Origin of the sequence: Leclercia sp. UBA5076, assembly GCF_002416465.1 — a bacterium.
Lineage (GTDB): Bacteria > Pseudomonadota > Gammaproteobacteria > Enterobacterales > Enterobacteriaceae > Enterobacter.
On sequence record NZ_DIAO01000021.1, the window covers coordinates 39,213 to 56,624 of the forward strand.

At 54.5% G+C, this 17,412-nt stretch carries 30 protein-coding genes; 10 read left to right on the forward strand and 20 right to left on the reverse strand.

Annotated elements, in window-relative coordinates; translation table 11 throughout:
• Window positions 1–31 precede the first annotated feature (31 nt).
• The 5 genes from ydcS to patD are packed head-to-tail and all read left to right on the forward strand — an operon-like array spanning window position 32 to window position 5,398.
• Entirely contained in the window at window positions 32–1,177 is a 1,146-nt protein-coding gene (ydcS, locus tag B3X29_RS21265; RefSeq protein WP_103179710.1) for a putative ABC transporter substrate-binding protein YdcS, read from the forward strand.
• 16 nt (window positions 1,178–1,193) lie between these two features.
• Window positions 1,194–2,207 carry an ABC transporter ATP-binding protein gene (locus B3X29_RS21270; protein WP_159339359.1) on the forward strand — a complete coding sequence of 338 codons (1,014 nt, stop codon included), beginning with the start codon at window positions 1,194–1,196 and terminating at the stop codon, window positions 2,205–2,207.
• A gap of 1 nt (window position 2,208) precedes the next feature.
• Window positions 2,209–3,153, forward strand: a complete 945-nt coding sequence (locus tag B3X29_RS21275; protein WP_159339358.1) for an ABC transporter permease — start codon at window positions 2,209–2,211, stop codon at window positions 3,151–3,153.
• Window positions 3,143–3,949, forward strand: coding sequence for an ABC transporter permease (locus B3X29_RS21280; RefSeq protein WP_103822054.1), 807 nt, complete (start codon window positions 3,143–3,145; stop codon window positions 3,947–3,949). Before B3X29_RS21275 ends, B3X29_RS21280 begins: the two co-directional genes overlap by 11 nt.
• Window positions 3,950–3,973: 24 nt before the next feature.
• Window positions 3,974–5,398 carry an aminobutyraldehyde dehydrogenase gene (gene patD / locus B3X29_RS21285; protein WP_159339357.1) on the forward strand — a complete coding sequence of 475 codons (1,425 nt, stop codon included), beginning with the start codon at window positions 3,974–3,976 and terminating at the stop codon, window positions 5,396–5,398.
• A 28-nt stretch (window positions 5,399–5,426) separates the two neighbouring features.
• Here patD and B3X29_RS21290 read toward each other — a convergent pair whose 3' ends face one another.
• Genes B3X29_RS21290 through B3X29_RS21300 form a run of 3 tightly spaced genes read right to left on the reverse strand, consistent with a single transcriptional unit; the run spans window position 5,427 to window position 7,294 of the window.
• The gene (locus tag B3X29_RS21290; protein WP_290567413.1) at window positions 5,427–6,716 is read right to left on the reverse strand and encodes a site-specific integrase; all 1,290 of its coding nucleotides are present in this window, start codon (window positions 6,714–6,716) and stop codon (window positions 5,427–5,429) included.
• A 31-nt stretch (window positions 6,717–6,747) separates the two neighbouring features.
• On the reverse strand, window positions 6,748–6,996 hold the full coding sequence (locus tag B3X29_RS21295) for an excisionase family protein (RefSeq protein WP_290567414.1): 249 nt from the start codon (window positions 6,994–6,996) through the stop codon (window positions 6,748–6,750).
• Between the two features lie 58 nt (window positions 6,997–7,054).
• Window positions 7,055–7,294 carry a hypothetical protein gene (locus tag B3X29_RS21300; protein ID WP_290567416.1) on the reverse strand — a complete coding sequence of 80 codons (240 nt, stop codon included), beginning with the start codon at window positions 7,292–7,294 and terminating at the stop codon, window positions 7,055–7,057.
• Between the two features lie 114 nt (window positions 7,295–7,408).
• On the opposite strand from B3X29_RS21300, the gene B3X29_RS21305 reads away from it, so the two are divergent.
• The gene (locus B3X29_RS21305) at window positions 7,409–7,621 is read left to right on the forward strand and encodes a hypothetical protein (RefSeq protein ID WP_290567417.1); all 213 of its coding nucleotides are present in this window, start codon (window positions 7,409–7,411) and stop codon (window positions 7,619–7,621) included.
• 5 nt (window positions 7,622–7,626) lie between these two features.
• On the opposite strand, the gene B3X29_RS21310 is transcribed toward B3X29_RS21305, so the two are convergent.
• The 17 genes from B3X29_RS21310 to B3X29_RS21390 form a co-directional block, all read right to left on the reverse strand.
• Window positions 7,627–7,866 (reverse strand): DUF4222 domain-containing protein, encoded by a 240-nt coding sequence (locus B3X29_RS21310; RefSeq protein WP_290567419.1) that lies wholly within the window; start codon window positions 7,864–7,866, stop codon window positions 7,627–7,629.
• The gene (locus B3X29_RS21315) at window positions 7,829–8,221 is read right to left on the reverse strand and encodes a hypothetical protein (protein ID WP_290567420.1); all 393 of its coding nucleotides are present in this window, start codon (window positions 8,219–8,221) and stop codon (window positions 7,829–7,831) included. The genes B3X29_RS21310 and B3X29_RS21315 overlap by 38 nt, the downstream gene beginning before the upstream one ends.
• Complete coding sequence (locus tag B3X29_RS21320) at window positions 8,221–8,439, reverse strand: TraR/DksA family transcriptional regulator (protein WP_290567422.1); 219 nt, start codon at window positions 8,437–8,439, stop codon at window positions 8,221–8,223. Before B3X29_RS21320 ends, B3X29_RS21315 begins: the two co-directional genes overlap by 1 nt.
• 1 nt (window position 8,440) lies before the next feature.
• The gene (locus B3X29_RS21325; RefSeq protein ID WP_290567424.1) at window positions 8,441–8,866 is read right to left on the reverse strand and encodes a hypothetical protein; all 426 of its coding nucleotides are present in this window, start codon (window positions 8,864–8,866) and stop codon (window positions 8,441–8,443) included.
• Window positions 8,867–8,957: 91 nt separating this feature from the next.
• Window positions 8,958–9,254: a DUF4406 domain-containing protein gene (locus tag B3X29_RS21330; RefSeq protein ID WP_139564895.1), complete on the reverse strand. Its 297-nt coding sequence runs from the start codon at window positions 9,252–9,254 to the stop codon at window positions 8,958–8,960.
• Entirely contained in the window at window positions 9,251–9,469 is a 219-nt protein-coding gene (locus tag B3X29_RS21335) for a hypothetical protein (protein ID WP_290567427.1), read from the reverse strand. The genes B3X29_RS21330 and B3X29_RS21335 overlap by 4 nt, the downstream gene beginning before the upstream one ends.
• Entirely contained in the window at window positions 9,466–10,125 is a 660-nt protein-coding gene (locus tag B3X29_RS21340; protein WP_290567428.1) for an MT-A70 family methyltransferase, read from the reverse strand. Before B3X29_RS21340 ends, B3X29_RS21335 begins: the two co-directional genes overlap by 4 nt.
• Window positions 10,122–10,280, reverse strand: coding sequence for a DUF1317 family protein (locus B3X29_RS21345; protein ID WP_290567429.1), 159 nt, complete (start codon window positions 10,278–10,280; stop codon window positions 10,122–10,124). The genes B3X29_RS21340 and B3X29_RS21345 overlap by 4 nt, the downstream gene beginning before the upstream one ends.
• The gene (locus tag B3X29_RS21350; protein ID WP_290567430.1) at window positions 10,277–10,606 is read right to left on the reverse strand and encodes a hypothetical protein; all 330 of its coding nucleotides are present in this window, start codon (window positions 10,604–10,606) and stop codon (window positions 10,277–10,279) included. Before B3X29_RS21350 ends, B3X29_RS21345 begins: the two co-directional genes overlap by 4 nt.
• 70 nt (window positions 10,607–10,676) lie before the next feature.
• Window positions 10,677–11,165: a single-stranded DNA-binding protein gene (locus B3X29_RS21355; RefSeq protein WP_290567432.1), complete on the reverse strand. Its 489-nt coding sequence runs from the start codon at window positions 11,163–11,165 to the stop codon at window positions 10,677–10,679.
• Complete coding sequence (locus tag B3X29_RS21360) at window positions 11,166–11,891, reverse strand: Rad52/Rad22 family DNA repair protein (RefSeq protein ID WP_290567434.1); 726 nt, start codon at window positions 11,889–11,891, stop codon at window positions 11,166–11,168.
• Window positions 11,888–12,046 (reverse strand): hypothetical protein, encoded by a 159-nt coding sequence (locus B3X29_RS21365; protein WP_290567435.1) that lies wholly within the window; start codon window positions 12,044–12,046, stop codon window positions 11,888–11,890. Before B3X29_RS21365 ends, B3X29_RS21360 begins: the two co-directional genes overlap by 4 nt.
• A 253-nt stretch (window positions 12,047–12,299) precedes the next feature.
• Complete coding sequence (locus B3X29_RS21370) at window positions 12,300–12,734, reverse strand: zinc-finger-containing protein (RefSeq protein WP_290567437.1); 435 nt, start codon at window positions 12,732–12,734, stop codon at window positions 12,300–12,302.
• Window positions 12,715–12,894 carry a host cell division inhibitory peptide Kil gene (locus B3X29_RS21375; RefSeq protein WP_312208317.1) on the reverse strand — a complete coding sequence of 60 codons (180 nt, stop codon included), beginning with the start codon at window positions 12,892–12,894 and terminating at the stop codon, window positions 12,715–12,717. Before B3X29_RS21375 ends, B3X29_RS21370 begins: the two co-directional genes overlap by 20 nt.
• A 157-nt stretch (window positions 12,895–13,051) precedes the next feature.
• Window positions 13,052–13,357 (reverse strand): superinfection exclusion protein, encoded by a 306-nt coding sequence (locus B3X29_RS21380; RefSeq protein WP_290567439.1) that lies wholly within the window; start codon window positions 13,355–13,357, stop codon window positions 13,052–13,054.
• Between the two features lie 142 nt (window positions 13,358–13,499).
• Window positions 13,500–13,664, reverse strand: a complete 165-nt coding sequence (locus B3X29_RS21385; protein WP_263950494.1) for a hypothetical protein — start codon at window positions 13,662–13,664, stop codon at window positions 13,500–13,502.
• Between the two features lie 900 nt (window positions 13,665–14,564).
• Window positions 14,565–15,317, reverse strand: coding sequence for a LexA family protein (locus tag B3X29_RS21390; protein WP_290567443.1), 753 nt, complete (start codon window positions 15,315–15,317; stop codon window positions 14,565–14,567).
• A 40-nt stretch (window positions 15,318–15,357) separates the two neighbouring features.
• Between B3X29_RS21390 and B3X29_RS21395 the strand changes: the two genes are divergently transcribed.
• The 4 genes from B3X29_RS21395 to B3X29_RS21410 all read left to right on the forward strand — a co-directional run bounded on the left by B3X29_RS21395 (window position 15,358) and on the right by B3X29_RS21410 (window position 17,318).
• On the forward strand, window positions 15,358–15,591 hold the full coding sequence (locus tag B3X29_RS21395) for a transcriptional regulator (RefSeq protein WP_290567444.1): 234 nt from the start codon (window positions 15,358–15,360) through the stop codon (window positions 15,589–15,591).
• A 105-nt stretch (window positions 15,592–15,696) separates the two neighbouring features.
• Window positions 15,697–16,236 (forward strand): toxin YdaT domain-containing protein, encoded by a 540-nt coding sequence (locus B3X29_RS21400; protein ID WP_290567446.1) that lies wholly within the window; start codon window positions 15,697–15,699, stop codon window positions 16,234–16,236.
• An 88-nt stretch (window positions 16,237–16,324) separates the two neighbouring features.
• Window positions 16,325–16,471: a hypothetical protein gene (locus B3X29_RS21405; protein ID WP_224213928.1), complete on the forward strand. Its 147-nt coding sequence runs from the start codon at window positions 16,325–16,327 to the stop codon at window positions 16,469–16,471.
• Window positions 16,464–17,318 carry a replication protein gene (locus B3X29_RS21410; RefSeq protein WP_290567448.1) on the forward strand — a complete coding sequence of 285 codons (855 nt, stop codon included), beginning with the start codon at window positions 16,464–16,466 and terminating at the stop codon, window positions 17,316–17,318. Before B3X29_RS21405 ends, B3X29_RS21410 begins: the two co-directional genes overlap by 8 nt.
• The last annotated feature ends 94 nt before the right edge of the window (window positions 17,319–17,412 follow it).

Here is a 17,412-nt window from a genome sequence, read left to right on the forward strand (position 1 = left end):
TTCTGATTTGATTACGACAGGAGTAATACGTATGAGCAAAACATTTGCCCGTAGCAGCCTGTGCGCGCTCGGCATGACTATTTTGACTGCGCAAGCGGCAGAGCCGCCAAAAGAGATCGGCAATGGCGAAGGTCGTCTGGATATCATTGCCTGGCCGGGCTATATCGAACGGGGCGAGACCGATAAAAACTACGACTGGGTCACCCAGTTTGAAAAAGAGACCGGCTGTAAAGTTAACGTCAAAACCGCCGCGACATCCGATGAGATGGTGAGCCTGATGGCGAAGGGCGGATACGATCTGGTGACCGCCTCCGGCGACGCCTCTCTGCGCCTGATCATGGGCAAACGCGTTCAGCCCATCAACCCGGACCTGATCCCCAACTGGAAAACCCTCGACCCCAGGATCGTCAAAGGGGAGTGGTTCAACGTTAACGGCAAGGCCTACGGCACGCCCTATCAGTGGGGGCCAAACCTGCTGATGTACAACACCAAAACCTTCCCGACACCGCCTGACACCTGGGGCGTGGTGTTTAAAGAACAGACCCTGCCGGACGGCAAATCCAACAAAGGGCGCGTGCAGGCCTACGATGGGCCGATCTACATTGCCGATGCGGCGCTCTATGTCAAAGCCACCCAGCCAGATCTGGGCATCACCGATCCCTACCAGTTGACGGAAGCGCAGTACACGGCGGTGTTAAACGTGCTGAAAGATCAGCATGCACTCGTGCACCGCTACTGGCACGACACGACGGTGCAGATGAGTGACTTCAAAAACGAAGGGGTGGTGGCTTCCAGCGCCTGGCCCTATCAGGCCAACGCCCTCAAAGGCGAGAATCAGCCGATAGGCACCGTCTTCCCGAAAGAGGGGGTGACAGGGTGGGCGGATACCACCATGCTGCACGCCGATGCCAAACACCCGATGTGCGCCTATAAGTGGATGAACTGGTCCCTGACGCCAAAAGTGCAGGGCGATCTGGCGGGATGGTTCGGTTCCCTGCCAGTGGTGGCAGAAGGCTGTAAAGCCAGCACTCTGCTCGGCGATAAAGGCTGTGAAACCAACGGCTACACCTATTTCGACAAGATCCTGTTCTGGAAAACCCCTGTCGCCAACGGCGGCAAATTTGTCCCTTACAGCCGCTGGGTTCAGGACTATATCGCCATCATGGGCGGTCGTTAAGCGCAGGGAGCGGAATATGACCTACGCAGTAGAGTTTAACGATGTCTCCCGCCTGTATGGCGATGTGCGTGCGGTGGATGGAGTAACGATCCGGATCCGTGACGGGGAGTTTTTCTCCATGCTGGGGCCTTCGGGCTCCGGCAAAACCACCTGCCTGCGCCTGATTGCCGGTTTCGAGCAGCTGAGCGGCGGCGCTATATCTATCTTTGGCAAAGACGCCAGCGAACTCCCTCCGTGGGAGCGCGACGTCAATACCGTCTTTCAGGACTATGCCCTGTTTCCCCATATGTCGATCCTCGAGAACGTGGCCTACGGGCTGATGGTGAAGGGGATCAACAAGTCTACCCGCCAGGCCCAGGCCCGCGAGGCGCTGGAGAAGGTCGGGCTCAGTTTTGCCGAAGCACGCAAGCCTTCCCAGCTCTCCGGCGGCCAGCGTCAGCGGGTGGCGATTGCCCGGGCGCTGGTCAATCAACCCCGTGTTCTGCTGCTGGACGAACCCCTCGGCGCGCTGGATCTCAAGCTGCGGGAGCAGATGCAGTTTGAGCTGAAAAAACTGCAGCAGGAGCTGGGCATCACCTTTATTTTCGTCACTCACGATCAGGGGGAAGCGCTTTCGATGTCTGACCGGGTGGCGGTCTTTAACAACGGGCGAATCGAGCAGGTGGATACCCCGCGGGAGCTCTATCTGCGTCCGCGCACCCCGTTCGTCGCCAGCTTCGTTGGCACCTCGAACGTCTTTACCGACGCCACCGCCCGGCGTGTCTGCGGCATGACCGGTAGCTACTCCCTGCGTCCGGAGCATATTCGTCTGGACGGGCAGGGTGAAATTCAGGTGCTGGGCCAGGTGCAGGCGGTGCAGTTTCAGGGGGCGGCGACCCGTTACGAGCTGCGGCTTGTCGAGGGGGAGAAACTGCTGGTGAGCCAGGCCAACCTGACCGGCTCCGCGCTGGCCCCGGGGGTTGAGGCCGGGCAGCAGGTGACCGCGTCGTGGGCGCGCGACGCTATGGTGCCGCTGCATGAGGAGAGGTGAAATGGAGATGAGCGTTTCGCCGCCACCGGCTTCGCACGGCCTGCCGGGACGACTGTCGGCGCTGTTCTGGCGCAGGTCGTCGTTGGGGCTGTTTTTACTCCTGCTCGGGCCGCTGATGTGGTTTGGCATTGTCTATCTCGGGTCGCTGTTCACCCTGCTGTGGCAGGGATTCTACACCTTCGATGACTTCACCATGGCGGTCACGCCGGATTTGACCTTCGCCAACATCCGCGCGCTGTTTAATCCCGCCAACTACGACATCATCCTGCGTACCCTGACGATGGCGATTGCCGTCACCATCGGCAGCGCGATTCTGGCCTTCCCGATGGCCTGGTATATGGCGCGCTACACCCACGGAAAGTGGAAAGCCTTCTTCTATATCGCGGTGATGCTGCCGATGTGGGCCAGCTATATCGTCAAGGCCTACGCCTGGACGCTGCTGCTGGCCAAGGATGGCGTGGCGCAGTGGTTTCTCAGGCATATGGGGCTGGAGCCGCTGCTCACCTCGCTATTGACGGTGCCGGGCGTGGGAGGCAGCACGCTCTCCACCTCCGGGTTGGGGCGCTTTCTGGTATTCGTCTATATCTGGCTGCCGTTTATGATCCTGCCGGTGCAGGCGGCGCTGGAGCGTCTGCCGCCGTCGCTGCTGCAAGCCTCAGCCGATCTCGGCGCCCGGCCGCGGCAGACCTTCCGCTATGTCGTGCTGCCCCTGGCGATCCCGGGCATCGCGGCCGGGTCGATCTTCACCTTCTCCCTGACGCTGGGCGACTTCATCGTGCCGCAGCTGGTGGGGCCGCCGGGCTACTTTATCGGCCAGATGGTCTACTCCCAGCAGGGGGCGATTGGCAATATGCCCATGGCGGCGGCCTTCACCCTGGTGCCGATTGTTCTCATTACCCTCTATCTGGCGTTCGTGAAACGTCTGGGAGCGTTTGATGCACTCTGAACGCGCACCGCTGTTTCTGAAAATCGCCACCTGGGGCGGGGTGATCTTCCTCCACTTTCCGCTGCTGATTATTGCCATCTATGCTTTTAATACCGAGGACGCGGCGTTCAGTTTTCCGCCACAGGGGCTGACGCTGAAGTGGTTCAGTGCCGCGGCGACGCGCAGCGACATTATTGAAGCAGTGACGTTGTCACTGAAAATCGCGGCTTTGTCGACGGCTATTGCGCTGGTGCTGGGCACTCTGGCGGCCGCGGCGCTATGGCGGCGGGAGTTCTTTGGCAAGAACGCGGTATCGCTAATGCTGATCCTGCCCATCGCCCTGCCGGGGATCATCACCGGTCTGGCGCTGCTGACGGCGTTCAAGACCATTAATCTGGAGCCCGGTTTCTTCACCATCATCCTCGGTCACGCCACGTTTTGCGTGGTGGTGGTGTTCAATAATGTGATTGCCCGTTTCCGGCGCACCTCCTGGAGCCTGGTTGAAGCCTCGATGGATTTAGGCGCTAATGGCTGGCAAACCTTCCGCTACGTGGTGCTGCCCAATCTGGGGTCGGCGCTGCTGGCGGGGGGTATGCTGGCGTTCGCCCTGTCGTTCGATGAGATTATCGTGACGACCTTTACCGCCGGACATGAGCGCACGTTACCGCTGTGGCTGTTAAACCAGCTTGGGCGTCCGCGCGATGTACCGGTAACAAACGTGGTGGCACTGCTGGTTATGCTGGTGACCGCCATTCCCATTCTGGGGGCCTGGTGGCTGACCCGCGACGGCGAAAACGTAGCCGGAAGCGGGAAATAACCTTGACTGAAACAGGACAAAGCTATGCAAACTCAACTGCTGATTAATGGTGAACTGGTCAACGGCGAAGGGGAAAAGCAGCCGGTCTATAACCCTGCCACCGGCGAGGTGCTGCTGGAGATCGCCGAGGCCTCTCCCGCCCAGGTGGACGCAGCCGTGCAGGCCGCGGACCGCGCGTTTGCCAGCTGGGGGCGGACCACGCCAAAAAGTCGCGCCGAGTGTCTGCTGAAGCTGGCGGATACCATCGACGCTCAGGCCGACACCTTAGCCCGGCTGGAGTCGCAGAACTGCGGCAAACCGCTGCACTGCGTGATGGGGGATGAGATTCCGGCGATTGCCGACGTGTTCCGCTTCTTTGCCGGGGCGGCGCGTACTCTGCATGGTTCGGCGGCAGGAGAATATCTGGAAGGGCACACCTCCATGATCCGCCGCGACCCGGTTGGCGTTGTCGCGTCCATTGCACCGTGGAACTATCCCCTGATGATGGCGGCGTGGAAGCTGGCGCCCGCGCTGGCGGCCGGTAACTGCGTGGTGCTGAAACCGTCTGAAATCACGCCGCTCACCGCCCTGAAGCTGGCGGAGCTGGCAAAAGATATCTTCCCGGCCGGGGTCATTAACGTGCTGTTTGGCCGGGGTAAAACCGTGGGCGACCCGCTGACCGGGCACGAAAAGGTGCGCATGGTGTCGCTCACCGGCTCTATCGCCACCGGCGAACATATCATCGGTCATACCGCCTCGACGATTAAGCGCACCCATATGGAGCTGGGCGGCAAAGCGCCGGTGATTATCTTTGACGATGCCGATCTTGACGCGGTGGTGGAGGGGGTACGTACCTTCGGCTTCTACAACGCCGGGCAGGACTGTACCGCCGCCTGTCGTATCTACGCCCAAAAAGGGATATACGCCGCGCTGGTGGAAAAACTGGGGGCCGCGGTCGCCAGCCTGAAGATCGGCGATCCGAATGACGAGAGCACCGAACTGGGTCCGTTAAGCTCCCAGGCGCATCTCGACCGGGTGTGCAAAGCGGTGGATGAGGCGAAAGCCCTGGGACATGTACAGGTGATCACCGGCGGCAGCAAGCACGACGGTAAAGGTTACTGGTTTCAGCCCACCGTGCTGGCAGGGGCGAAGCAGGAAGATGCTATTGTTCAGCGGGAGGTGTTTGGCCCGGTGGTGAGCGTGACGCTATTCGACGACGAAGAGGAGGTGCTGAACTGGGCCAACGATTCGCAGTATGGGCTGGCCTCTTCCGTGTGGACCCAGGATGTGGGCCGCGCGCACCGCGTCAGCGCCCGCCTCCAGTACGGCTGCACCTGGGTGAATACCCACTTTATGCTGGTGAGCGAAATGCCCCACGGCGGGATGAAAATGTCGGGCTACGGCAAGGACATGTCGGTGTATGGTCTGGAAGATTACACCGTGGTTCGTCATATCATGTTTAAGCACTGAGTGTAATGTAAGTGGCTGAAATACAGGTCTATTGTATTCCGGCCACTTTCATGTGGGGCATCTGTGGGGCAGAGAAGTCAAAATTATCGTTAAGCAAAGCGATCTGATCGCCATTTTTATCCGACATCCACTTCCCGTATACAGTGAAGACCATTTGCGCATTTGTATGTCCCATCTGGTTAGCGATAAAGCTCGGGTTTGCCCCCGCGCTTAATGCCCAGCATGCAAAAGTGTGTCGAGACTCATATGCTTTTCTGTGTCTGATGCCAGCGCGTTTCAGAAGATGATTCCATGACGCCGCTATAGAGCCGGGGATATAGCAAATGCTCTTTGTTGGATACCGGCCAGAAACTGACGGGTTGAAAACGAAAGTGCATGAGTCCTTTCTGGTCTTTCCATACTCGCGCAGGTTAACGACAACTTCCTGCTGAGACTGCATACGAGTAAATTGCATCTGGCTCTTCAATGCCTCAATAGCTGGCTTGGTCAGATTGATTGTCCTGATGCCGCTTTCGGTTTTTGGTGGAGTGAAGTGATCTGAAATTGCCAGATTTCGGGTTACCCTCACTGTCCAGTTGACCGTGTCTACATCCTCCCATGCTAAAGCACAAATTTCTCCATGCCTCATCCCGGTGCTTACCGCCAGAATCCACAGATTCCTTATTTGCTCATGGCTAGCCGCCTCCAGCATGCGGACAAACTCTTCCTTTGTTAAAGGATCAGGTTCTGACTTTGTTTTTCTTAGCGGCTTGATGTCTGATATTATCGGCCCACTTGTGTATCCATTCCTCTCGGCAAACTTCAGCATTTCCTGCATTACAGCCATATAACCGTTTACCGTTCTTACCGTCCGTCCTTTCTTATGAGATCGCTCAAGCGTTTTACCTATTAACTGCCATCCCGTCAGTAACTCATGGCGCAGACGCATCATATCCTCATGAGTCAGAGAAGACACGGGCATGGTGTCGTCAATAATGCGAAGACACATTTTGATGTATGACGAGTATCTCATGTGTGTGTTCTTAGCTAATTCGGTCTCCTTCAAGGCCAGCCATTTCTGAGCCATTTCCGCGACTGTCGTCCTCAACTTGTGGTCGTGAGTAATGGTTGCTCTTGATGAGTTCGGGAATTGAGACGAGTAGTCGAACGTGCCAGTTCGGATCGCATAGCAGATGGATGTTCTTAGCTCTCCTGCAATCTTTCTGTTTTTAGGTGTATCAGGAACGCCGAGATTCTCGCGGACCCTCTCACCCTGGTACATAAACCACAGGCGCAAATTGCCCCCGTGGTTCTCTACCCCGGTTGGATATTTAGACATACCTTTTCCTCTTTGTTAAAGGTATCGATATTTAAGCAGATTTTTGACGTGGGATCGCTGGTCGCTGTCTCTCCACCCAGTTGTCGACCTCATGTCGGTTGTAGAGGATAGGGGAGTTATCCTTTGGCTGGCAGTCGCCGGAGTAATGCCGGTACTCACGGCCTTCAAGCCAGGATTTCTCACGCGCAGATTTTATCGCGTGCTTTGTAAGGCCAGTCAGAGCTATCAGCAGATCTTCAGAAACCCATTTATTCGGAACCAGATGAATAATGTCGCTCATGGTTTTCTCCAGGCAAAAAGAAACCGCCTCGGTGGGCGGCCATAGGTGGTTAGTGCTTTCATCGAGATGATTCAAAGGCGGTTGAGATTTCAAACACTTTGAGCTTTTTTTGCTTTTTACCAGTAATGATTTTTGCGGTCATACAATCAATACAGGCGACGATTCTTGTTCCGTCTGACATCGCTATGCGGCGGCACTCCAGCCTTGTTTTCTTGCATCGCTCGCATTGACTAAGCCCTTTGATTATTCTCCGACTGACAGCAACCGGTTTATGCGGCTTATCATGTCTTTCTGCCATGGGGTCCTCCTTTGCAGAAAGTATATCGCGGGTTAAATCTCAGGTTAGAACATAACTGGCTGTCGCTGCGCTGTCTGTCATATATACTGAGTCGTGTTGAAAAAGGAGAGGTACATGGCTACTTATAAGCAGATCCAGGAATACGTGAAGGCCAACAATGGTGTAAGCGTTAAGACATGCCACATCGCTCATGTTAAGCACATGCACGGGTTCAGGATGAAGCAAGCGCCGAACCGTATCTCTCCTGACTCAAGGGTGTATGAATGCCCCAATAATTACGTTCCGCTAATCGAACAAGCGATGAAGCATTTCGGGATGATCGATTAACCTCCTCATGCCGCACGCATAGCGCGCAGGTGCTTAATGTGCTCGCTCGTCTCCAGCTCGGCGCGGATCTGCTCCGCCTCTCGATGGTCGAGCGGTTCGAAATCGTTAATAAATCTGTCGATTGACGCGGTGTTAATCCGGCCCTGTCGCCAGTAGCGGACAACTTCTGATGTGGTGGAATGAATAATTACTGGCCAGTTATGCTGATCAGCAAATATCTGGCCGCGCTGGATTAGCTTGAACATTGGCTGGCTCCATCCGCAACACTTTGCGGATTTTGTTTTCGTCCACACTCAGCTCATTGGCGAAACTTTTTACCAGTTCATCACCGTTAAATTCCCGGCATGAGTAGCCCATGAACCATTCGCGTAGCCCGGTAAACGCCGGGCCCTCTTCTGGATCATCAACTGATGCGGCGGCAGCACTTGATACCTCTGCGCAATCGAGGCATTGCTTGAAGCTCTGACCGCTTCCATCCCACACTCCGTGGGAATAGATGTAGGCCTCACCAGGTTTAATGATGACGGCGCACTCACAGCACTTATGCTCTTTGCGGGCTTTACGCTGCTCTTGTCCAAATACTGCTGGCATATCACACATCACATCCCCCTCTGCTTGTTCCGCAATTCCTGCTCACCCTGGCAATCAACGCACATTGTGCATCCCGGATACGCTTTCCGGCGAGCCTCCGGCAGCGGTTCATCGCAATCACTACAGTGCGTTGCCGATACTGCATCACGGTCAATCCGGTGAGCACTTAACGCAGCATTACGCTGCAACTCTTCGACGGCTGATGCGTCGTCTGCAAAATCTGCCATGTTATGCGTCCCAACTTATGCCAGCGGACACAAGCTGCCGGCAGTGCCTGATGATTTGAGCGCGGGTTACGTTACCGATCCGCCATGGTGAGCAGAAAGGAGTGATATCTATTTCCGCGTCCCAGCCAACCTTATTCCGAGCGTCCATCTCGCCTTCAAAGTCGTGAGTCTGAGTAATCAAGTTGTCATGGAGAACGAAAAAGGCATCGTAGCTATCGCGTTCACCAGTCCAGTAATCCGGCGAGTCCCATAAATGCCATTCGTCGTGGTAGACGGTGCCGTGACGCCCTTTAAAGTCATCATATTCCAGGCTGAAATCGCCCCGGTTGATGCTTCGTGGTCTTAGCTTAATAAGCAGGTCCATTGCCGATTTGCTGAACTTCTTTTCAATGCGAGCTTTGCGATTAGTAAATTTGTAGCGAGCCATGTTCAGTGCTCCCTGAACTGTTCATTGATGCGGCTGACGGCAAACGCCAGCAATAAAAATGGCCGCATTAGCGACCCGGTGATTTGTGCTGTCATGCGGCTCGATCCTCTTCCTGGTAGATGACCTGCAACTCCAGTTTCTCAGCTAGTGCCTTTTCCGCTCTGGCTCCGGGCGAAGATTCCCATCCCTTAAGCAGGTAGATAACATCAGCGCAACGCAGCATTGCCAGGCAGATGTCCATGTATTCGGCCTGTGAAAGCCCGTCAGGCAGGATTGCTGGGTTAAGTGCCACATGCCCACGGCCGGTAAGCTTTGCCGCGGTGAACAAGAAGGCCGGGCGGTTAAATTCGACCAGGCCGCTCATTGGACCGGCGATGTAAATTTTCATGACTCCACTCCATATCGACCCTGCATGCGGCCAATTTTGCTGATGAATCCAAGCTTATCGATGCCGATGGCGGCTATCTTCTGATAGTGCTTGTCGAGGATGGCTGGAACCACGGCGTTCCATTTTGGTTTTGGTCTGACCTTCATTGCCTGGCGGATTTCAGCCACGCATTTTTTGCACTGTGACCGGATAGCGTTTTCATCTTCTGGCTTCATGCCGCCTCCGTTTTCATCACGTCGATCGCGCAGCCTGGCAGCAACTGAACAGCCGATGTTGGGCATTGATTGCCCCAATGATCCCACCCCGGCGCACCGCAGCGACTGAACAACTCAATGCGCGGCACGTCTCCGTAGAGCAACTCCAACCGGTGGCGAACTTCCCATGGCTTTTCGCTGTGCGCACCGAGTGGGCTGTAGACCACCTGCTTGATACCGGCACTCATCCTCTCAAGTCCTGCACCGCGGGTGGCGATCAGCAGATCCTCAGTGTTCGCCCGAGTGTGGTTTCCGCCGTTCATGCGCGTTTCTGCGTTCAGCAGATCGAGGAAGTCGTAGAAGTCGGTAACTTCACCCTCAGCCAGCGCCTTATTGATGCGGACCTCTGCCAGCTGGTTCAGCTTGACCCACGTAAAGCCCTTCATGGTTCGAACCGTAAAGCCCCACGCCTCAGCCAGTTCAATGGCCTCCTGGTTGTGGGTGCCGGTGTACCACATCGCCAGCACGGCGTTTTCAGCGGCCAAATCCCACACCGCCAGCCGCTTAATGTCGATCAGCTTCATGGTGCCGTAGTGGTTTTCCGCAGCACCGTTGCTGATGGTGTTGCCGTAGGACCAGGGTGGATCGGCGTAGATAAGCGAGTATTTCCCGGTCATGCCGCCTCCTGCCTGTTGATGTACTCCTCAGCGAGTCGCTGCGCCTTGAGTGGGTTGCGGATAACATCACCCCATGGCATCAGCCAGCCGTTAGGCCCGACAATGAATTCTAGGCGAAGTCCGTGAACTACTATGTCGTCGTGAGCGTGTTTCATTGCGTCACCCTCATTTCAGGTTTAAGTCTGTATTCCATCCCCCCCAGGCACTTCCCGCCGAACTCCTGACCCCACGGCGTCGCATCACACACCTCCTTCACCATCTCCAGCTCAGCAGCAGTGATGTACTCGCTTTTCTCTTCCAGCGAGCCGCCCCAGCCTGCGTAGAACGCTTCGTGCGTGACCAGGTTAATCCCGGCGTTGAAACATCCGTCGCCCGGGTTAACGCCGCTCCAGTAGGTGGCAATGAAGTTGCGCTCATCAACGCTGAGCAGCCGGACGAGCGTCTCTTTCGAGTAGTGGCGTCTGCCAGATATGTGGTGCATAGCGAATTGCGGGTGTGGATAACCCGCCTCCGTGAGGTGAAATAAGTGGAAATTCAGGGGTAATCAGGTGTTAAAAGGGGATATCGTCGTCGAAATCCATAGGTGGCTCATCTGATTGAGCAGGAGCGGAGCGTTGTTGCTGACGCGATTGTGCGCCGCCGGAAGAGTTGCCTGATTGCTGCTGACTACTGCCCGCCGATGCGCCTGCCTGCCGCCCACCGAGCATTTGCATTACGCCGCCAACGTTGACCAGCACCTCGGTGGTATACTTCTCCGTTCCTGATTGATCCGTCCATTTACGGGTGCGCAACTGGCCTTCGATATAAACCTGAGAGCCCTTGCGGAGATATTCGCCAGCCACCTCTGCCAGCTTGCCGAACAGCACTACCCGGTGCCATTCGGTCTGCTCTTTCTGCTCGCCTGTCGCCTTGTCGCGCCACGATTCAGAAGTTGCCAGGGTGATGTTTGCTACTGCGCCACCACTCGGGAGATAGCGAACCTCAGGATCCTGCCCGAGGTTGCCAACGAGGATTACTTTGTTAACGCCTTTACTTGCCATTTATGCCGCCTGTGTAAGTTTTGAACGTCTGATGCCAGTGACGTCTTTGCATTTTTCCTGGTGCTCTACATAGCCACTAAGATCCGCCCAAGTCTTTCTGTATTGCTCAGTTAACTTCTTGATGTCCGTTTCGTTATTGGCGTAGGAAGAGAACGCGGCGAGTATCTTGTCCGCATCCACGCTTTGAGGTGGCTCTGGCTCGTTTGTTTGCTCTGCTGGCTGTGGCTCGCTCTGCTCATGCACCGACCCGGCAGGTAATGCCCAAGCTGGCAGGACAGGGGGTTTCCAGTAAAACACGCCAACTTCTTTTGATTTGGCATAGTGGAATCCATTTGCCCGCTCCGCTGAGACAATGGCGAATCCTTCTTCAAGGTTGTAGAGATAACGCCCGATTCCCCATTGCACAGCAGCGCGCTTCATCGCACCAGATCGCCCACCTTTAACTGCTTCCACCTGCGTGTTTTCTGCTGCATCCCATTTGGTGATCCACTCTCCATCCACCTTGATGGAAATTCCGCACTCAACCCCGCCGTTATTCGGAATGTCGCGATATTCGTTACGCCAGCCAGCCTTGCCGCACACTTCATCGAGGCGCTTCATGATTGCCCGGTTGGTGACGTAGGCCAGCACCTTGGCCCAAATCTTGTTACCGCTCTTACCGGCTTGCTGAATGCGCCACTCGATATCAACAGTGGCGAATGGCTCGTCTAAAAGATTCAGGTTCATGTGAAATCTCCTGCAAATTCTGCCCAGCTGATCACCGGGTTCTGGCGTTCTGCAGCCAGGTTAACCGGCTCGTTATCGTCATCTGGCGTATCTGGTATCACGTCACGCATCAGCCTTACGAAAGCATCGTCATCCCAGCACTCCATAGCACTCATGCTGCACGCTCCTCAATCTGGATGCAGACGCGCGTAAGTGAGGCGCTACGCAGTGCGTATGCAGCTTCACGCTTCCATCCCAGCAAGCGGGATTCTCTCGCCTGTACAATCAACGCGTGATGATTTGCCAGCATTGCGGGGCGAGTTCTCGGTACCCGCGGATGTTGATAGGCTTGTTTCATGGGTTACTCCTGAATTCAGTTCGTGCATCACTCGGCATCGATTGGCTGCCAGATGTGAAATGGGGTGGGGGTTAGCGGCTAAGCCACTCGTTACAGTGAGTCATCGCCATTTGGCACTGCTCGGCACTGAACCAGCCGAAATGGCATTCTTCCGTAGGGATGCCCATCTTATCGGCCAGCCATTTGTACGCTTCGGTGCGAGACATTCCGCCAGAACGCCAAATCCGCTCAAACGGCAGCTTGCAACTCTTCCGGGCATCGCGAGTTCGTTTATCCGCAAGCGTGCCGAGGGGGATGGCGGTAAATGGATGTAGGCCAACATACGCGCCGCAGCCTTCACAGAGGTAGACATAAGGCCAGTCGCTATAATCGCGCCCGTAAACCTCTTCATGGGTTCCGATCCGCACTAACCCGCTACAGCGATGACATTGGGTAGGCGCTGGCAGGGGATTTTTAACTCGGGCCGTCGCCTTTCTGCTTGGGTTTTCAGGAGTCTTGATATCCATGCTCACCTCCTCGCTGAGTCGAATTACCGCGATACCACGGCATGCCAGCGGCTTTCTTCATCTCTTCGTTGGCTTCCATCCACTTGGTGCCGTTGCGCTGCTCACGGGCGTCACGGGCTTTCTGCTGGGCCATACGGAGTAACTGGTGATTGATGGTCATGATTGTTTCTCCACCTGCTCAAGAAGTCCGGCAACATGCATCTGCCAGCGGTTAAGCGTTACCTGTTCGCGTGGATTCGTTACCGAAGTTAACCGCCACTGGTTATCGTTTAGAGCGCATCGCTTTACTGTGTACTGCTTGCCGTTGTGGGTGACTGTCATGACGGCTCACCTTGTTTCAGGCTTTCCAGATATTCACGAGGGTCGTCGTAATACTCGCTGTACCAGTCAACCCAGCGGTCGGCGAGCTCCATATCAGCCATTTCTTCATCTGTCAGGCTTTCATCCCAAATCTGCAAGCCATTTGCGTTGCAGTAATCAGGCTTGATGTTGTTTTCGTACTGAAAAATGTCGTAATCAGCCAGGGCATCCATCAGGCGGACGCCTTCTTCCACGCTCTGTACTTCAACGGTGAATGCCTTCATTGGTACTTGTGGGATGTGCCAAACTCGTAATTTGCTCATAATCATCTCCGCGCTTAAGCCGCGCCGCTGAACGTGAAAAACCCTGCGCATTTGCGCCAGAAAAAAGTGTGGCGGTGGATGGCCGCCGTCTCATAACTTAGAAACCTCTGTGAAGTTTCTGAGGTATGAAAAAAGCCGCTGGTTAGGCGGCTTCAGTTACTTCCAAATTTTGCAATGATGCTCCAGCTACCCATGCCCAATAAAACCAGTGGTCACGGGCATCTCCTTCATCCTCAGCCTCTATCACCCGGTCAAATGGTTCGTCATTCCACTTTCCCGTGCAGCGAAACTTATTGCCGCCCTCCATACCCTCACCCCTTTGTTTATTCACCGCAGGCCACTCGATCCGCTCGATTCGCTCTGTGCGTAATGCTTGCGCCGTGCATCGCGTATCTTCTCCAGCTCGCAGTTCTTCGCTGACTGGTGATACTTGCTGATGTGGCAGAAAGGTGTGCGTGGGTCGAAGTCACGACCGCATACCGGGCACTTGATGCTGTTCTTCATGGGCCACCTCAGCGAGCCGTGACTTGCTTGGAATTGCGGTACCCAGCTGCGAATATGGCGACTTCTGGTAAGCAGCTGGCCCCGCCGGTGTTAGTTTCGCGCAGACTGCCGAGCGAAGTGGCCCGCAGTACGCGATTACTGCAACCCTCTGACAGGCGTGAAAATGCACGCTCAATCTTCTGGCAATACTCTTTACGCTCGCGGTGCTCAGCTGCGCGTTTAGCCTTGTAACGCTGTCTTGAGTTCATATCTGTGTCCTCAGTAAGTGCTTGGGTGGTGTGCTGGGCTATTGCTTTTCTGCGCTCAAAGCAGCTTGGCGAGTCTTGCTTGCATCCGTCTTGGTTAAGCGCACTAACAGCGCTACTCAGGTGGTTTAGCTTGCATCTCGTATGGCTCACCCAGCCACACCCCGAAGCACTTTCTTCGGCCTCCCCGCAACAGGGAGGAATCATGTTTTTAAATAAGCAGCCAGACTTCCCGTCCGGCGCGGCTCAACTTCCTGTGCCGCATCGATGTTTCGTTTCGATGGGGTAAATTTAGCGTGATGCTAAATTTAAGGCAATAGCAAAATGCTAAATTTATCCTGCATTTTGTTTAGCGTTTTGATTAATAAAGGAATTAATTTTTAGCAAGGAGTGTTTTGTTGAATCGCAGACAAAGAAAAGCCCGCACGGTGGCGGGCTCAGGAAATTTGAGAGGGAAGTTACGGTATGTTGAGAATCTTGGCGTCTACTACTACGCCGATAATTCGGCAGTTTCCGTTAACTTCTTGCATCGGGTATTGAGGGTTAAGGGGTTTAAGAAAGCGTCGGCCAGCATCTATAACTAACTTCTTAAATGTGGCCTCGTTATCCCCATCCAGCTTGGCGACAACCAGCTTCCCATTTCGTGGTTCAACCTCCGGATCCACAAGAATTGCAGCACCTTCCGGTATGCTCAGGCCCACAGGGGATGTCATAGAATCCCCCTTAACATCCAGCCAGAATGAATCCTCTGAGCACACCACAGTGGTGTCGTACCAGCGATCTATCGATCTGCGATGATAAGGTTCTACAGCTTCCATCCATTGCCCCGCGCTTACCCAGCTGATTACAGGATAACTTCCTTTAGTCTCGTTCAGTCCTCGAAATGAAACATTAGGCCTATCGTCTTCGGTGTGCAACACATCGAGCCAGCCGAATGACAGACCTAAGGCAGCTTCAATTTTTCGAGCCAGTTTATCCCCAATGTTTCGATTAGGATTTGGTCCCAGCAGCTGACTTAAAGCCGCAGGACTAGTGTCAATGAGTTCAGCGAACTGCGCCTTAGTCATTCCACTCTCTTTCTGCCGCTTCTCATACAGCGCTTCCAGGTTGGCTTTTCTGATTTCTTTATTTTCCATCCCCGGATTCTCACATTCTTTAGCAATGTGATAAATGTGCAAATTGCTAAATGATGCTTGCTTAGTATTTAGCATAACGCTAAACTCCATTTGAAACGTTAACCCGGAGCATCCCATGAATAACGAATTACTCCGCTGGCGCAAAGGCGCAACAACTGAAGAGTGGTCACAGCTCGCTTTGCTAGCCAATACAACGGCGGGCTACTTAGACCAGATCGCCTACGGAAACCGCCGAGCATCACCAGAAAAGGCCAAGGCCATTGAGGATGCCAGCAAAAGGTTTAAGCGACAGAAACCTGTAACGAAAGAAAGTCTGGTTTTTGCAGTGATCCGTAACAACGCCGCATAAGCACCACCGCTCTTTAACAATGCGCTCGCCAGCCTGTTTCGGGATGGCAACAACATTTACGCATCCAACGATGCGCGCTAGTTAATTCAATTAAGGAGACTGCACATGCAATCACTTACTTATCAACAGAGTATCGGATTTTCTCCGGGCGTGATGATAAATCGCGCTCAGCAAAAACAGGAAGATAACCACGACGCGATCCGCAATGCGATCCGCTCATGGGCAGCTTCTCAGGGTCAGGACGTAGTGACGATGCTGATCGTCAATGAGTATCGGGAGCAGGGCGGGGTGGATATCACTTTCCCGAAAGATGTAAGCCGTCAGCGCCAGAAGCTGTTCCGCTTCCTGGATAACCGCTTCGACTCCGATCAGTACCGCGAGAACGTGCGCCAGCTGACACCGGCAATCATGGCCGTTCTGCCGATTGAGTACCGCACAAAGCTGGTTGGCGCTGACTGCAAGCTGGTCAGGCTTGCAGAAGCTGAGAAGGAAGTATCGGAAGCGAAGCAGGCCGTCATGCTGGACGCACCAGAGCATCAGAAGCTGAAAGAGGTTAGCGAGGGTATAGCTGCCATGTTCCGCCTCATGCCGGACCAGGTAGGCCCACTGATGACGATGGTGACTTCAATGCTGGGAGTTATGTGATGGGAGCTACCAAAAAAGCGAAAGCCCTTGAAGCGGTCACTTCAAAGGCCTTCTCAACACTGTGTTACGCCAAGTAACGGGAGTAATTATGCCAAAAAAACCTCGGTTGTACCAGGCGGCAGTACACAAAAATATTGCTCGTGACCGGTTCATCAAATCCTGTAACCCGGCTGTTGGCGTAAAGCTGAGAGCCATCATTGAAGAACTAAAGCGGAAGGAGAACGGTCATGAGTAGCCCTGCAACAGTAACACCAATCAGGCCGTCTCTGGCGGTCGTGGAGCGTCGTGTGGCAGAACTCGATGATGGGTACGCCAGGCTGTCAAATATGCTCCTTGAAGCTTATTCAGGCGCTGATCTGACCAAGCGACACTTCAAAGTGCTGCTCGCTATTCTGCGTAAAACCTACGGGTGGAATAAGCCGATGGACAGGATCAGCGATTCTCAGCTTAGCGAGATCACAAAGTTGCCGGTAAAGCGGTGCAATGAAGCGAAGTTAGAGCTCGTCAGAATGAACGTCATCAAGCAGCAAGGTGGCATGTTCGGGCCTAACAAAAACATCGATGAATGGTGCATCCCTCAAAACGAGGGGAAATCCCTCAAAACAGGGGATAAAACATCCCTCAAATTGAGGGAGTCGAATCCCTCAAAACAGGGGGACACAAAAGACACTAATACAAAAGACAATAAAGACATTAAAAACACTCTGCCCGAACAAGTTCGAGCGGAGGACGAAAAACCACCTCAGCCTTCAAACAAACACCAGGCAACCGATGAGGCATTCGAGAAGATTTTCTGGATTGCAGGAATGCGGAAAGACGGCAAGAAAAATGCAGCCTCAGCATTCAGAACTCAGTTCAAGGAATGGCGAGCCGTCACCAAAGGTACGGCAGAGCAATTCGCTTCCATGCTGGCAGAAGATATCGCGTGTCGGTTAGGAAAGCAGTTCGGGTTTGATCGCCTGCTTCCATCCAGTTACCTAAATGGGCAGCGATGGAATGACCAGAAGCCAGCTGCAGGACCAGAATCATCCGGCCAGAAGCCAGCCGTGACCGTCAGCAATAGCGGATACGTTTTCTTCTGAGGTGACGATGAAATCACGGTTCAAGGCATTGCTGATTGCCGGTTACAACCACGGCTTACTGAGCGATGGGTTTGTCCGGTACTGGTTCAACAAG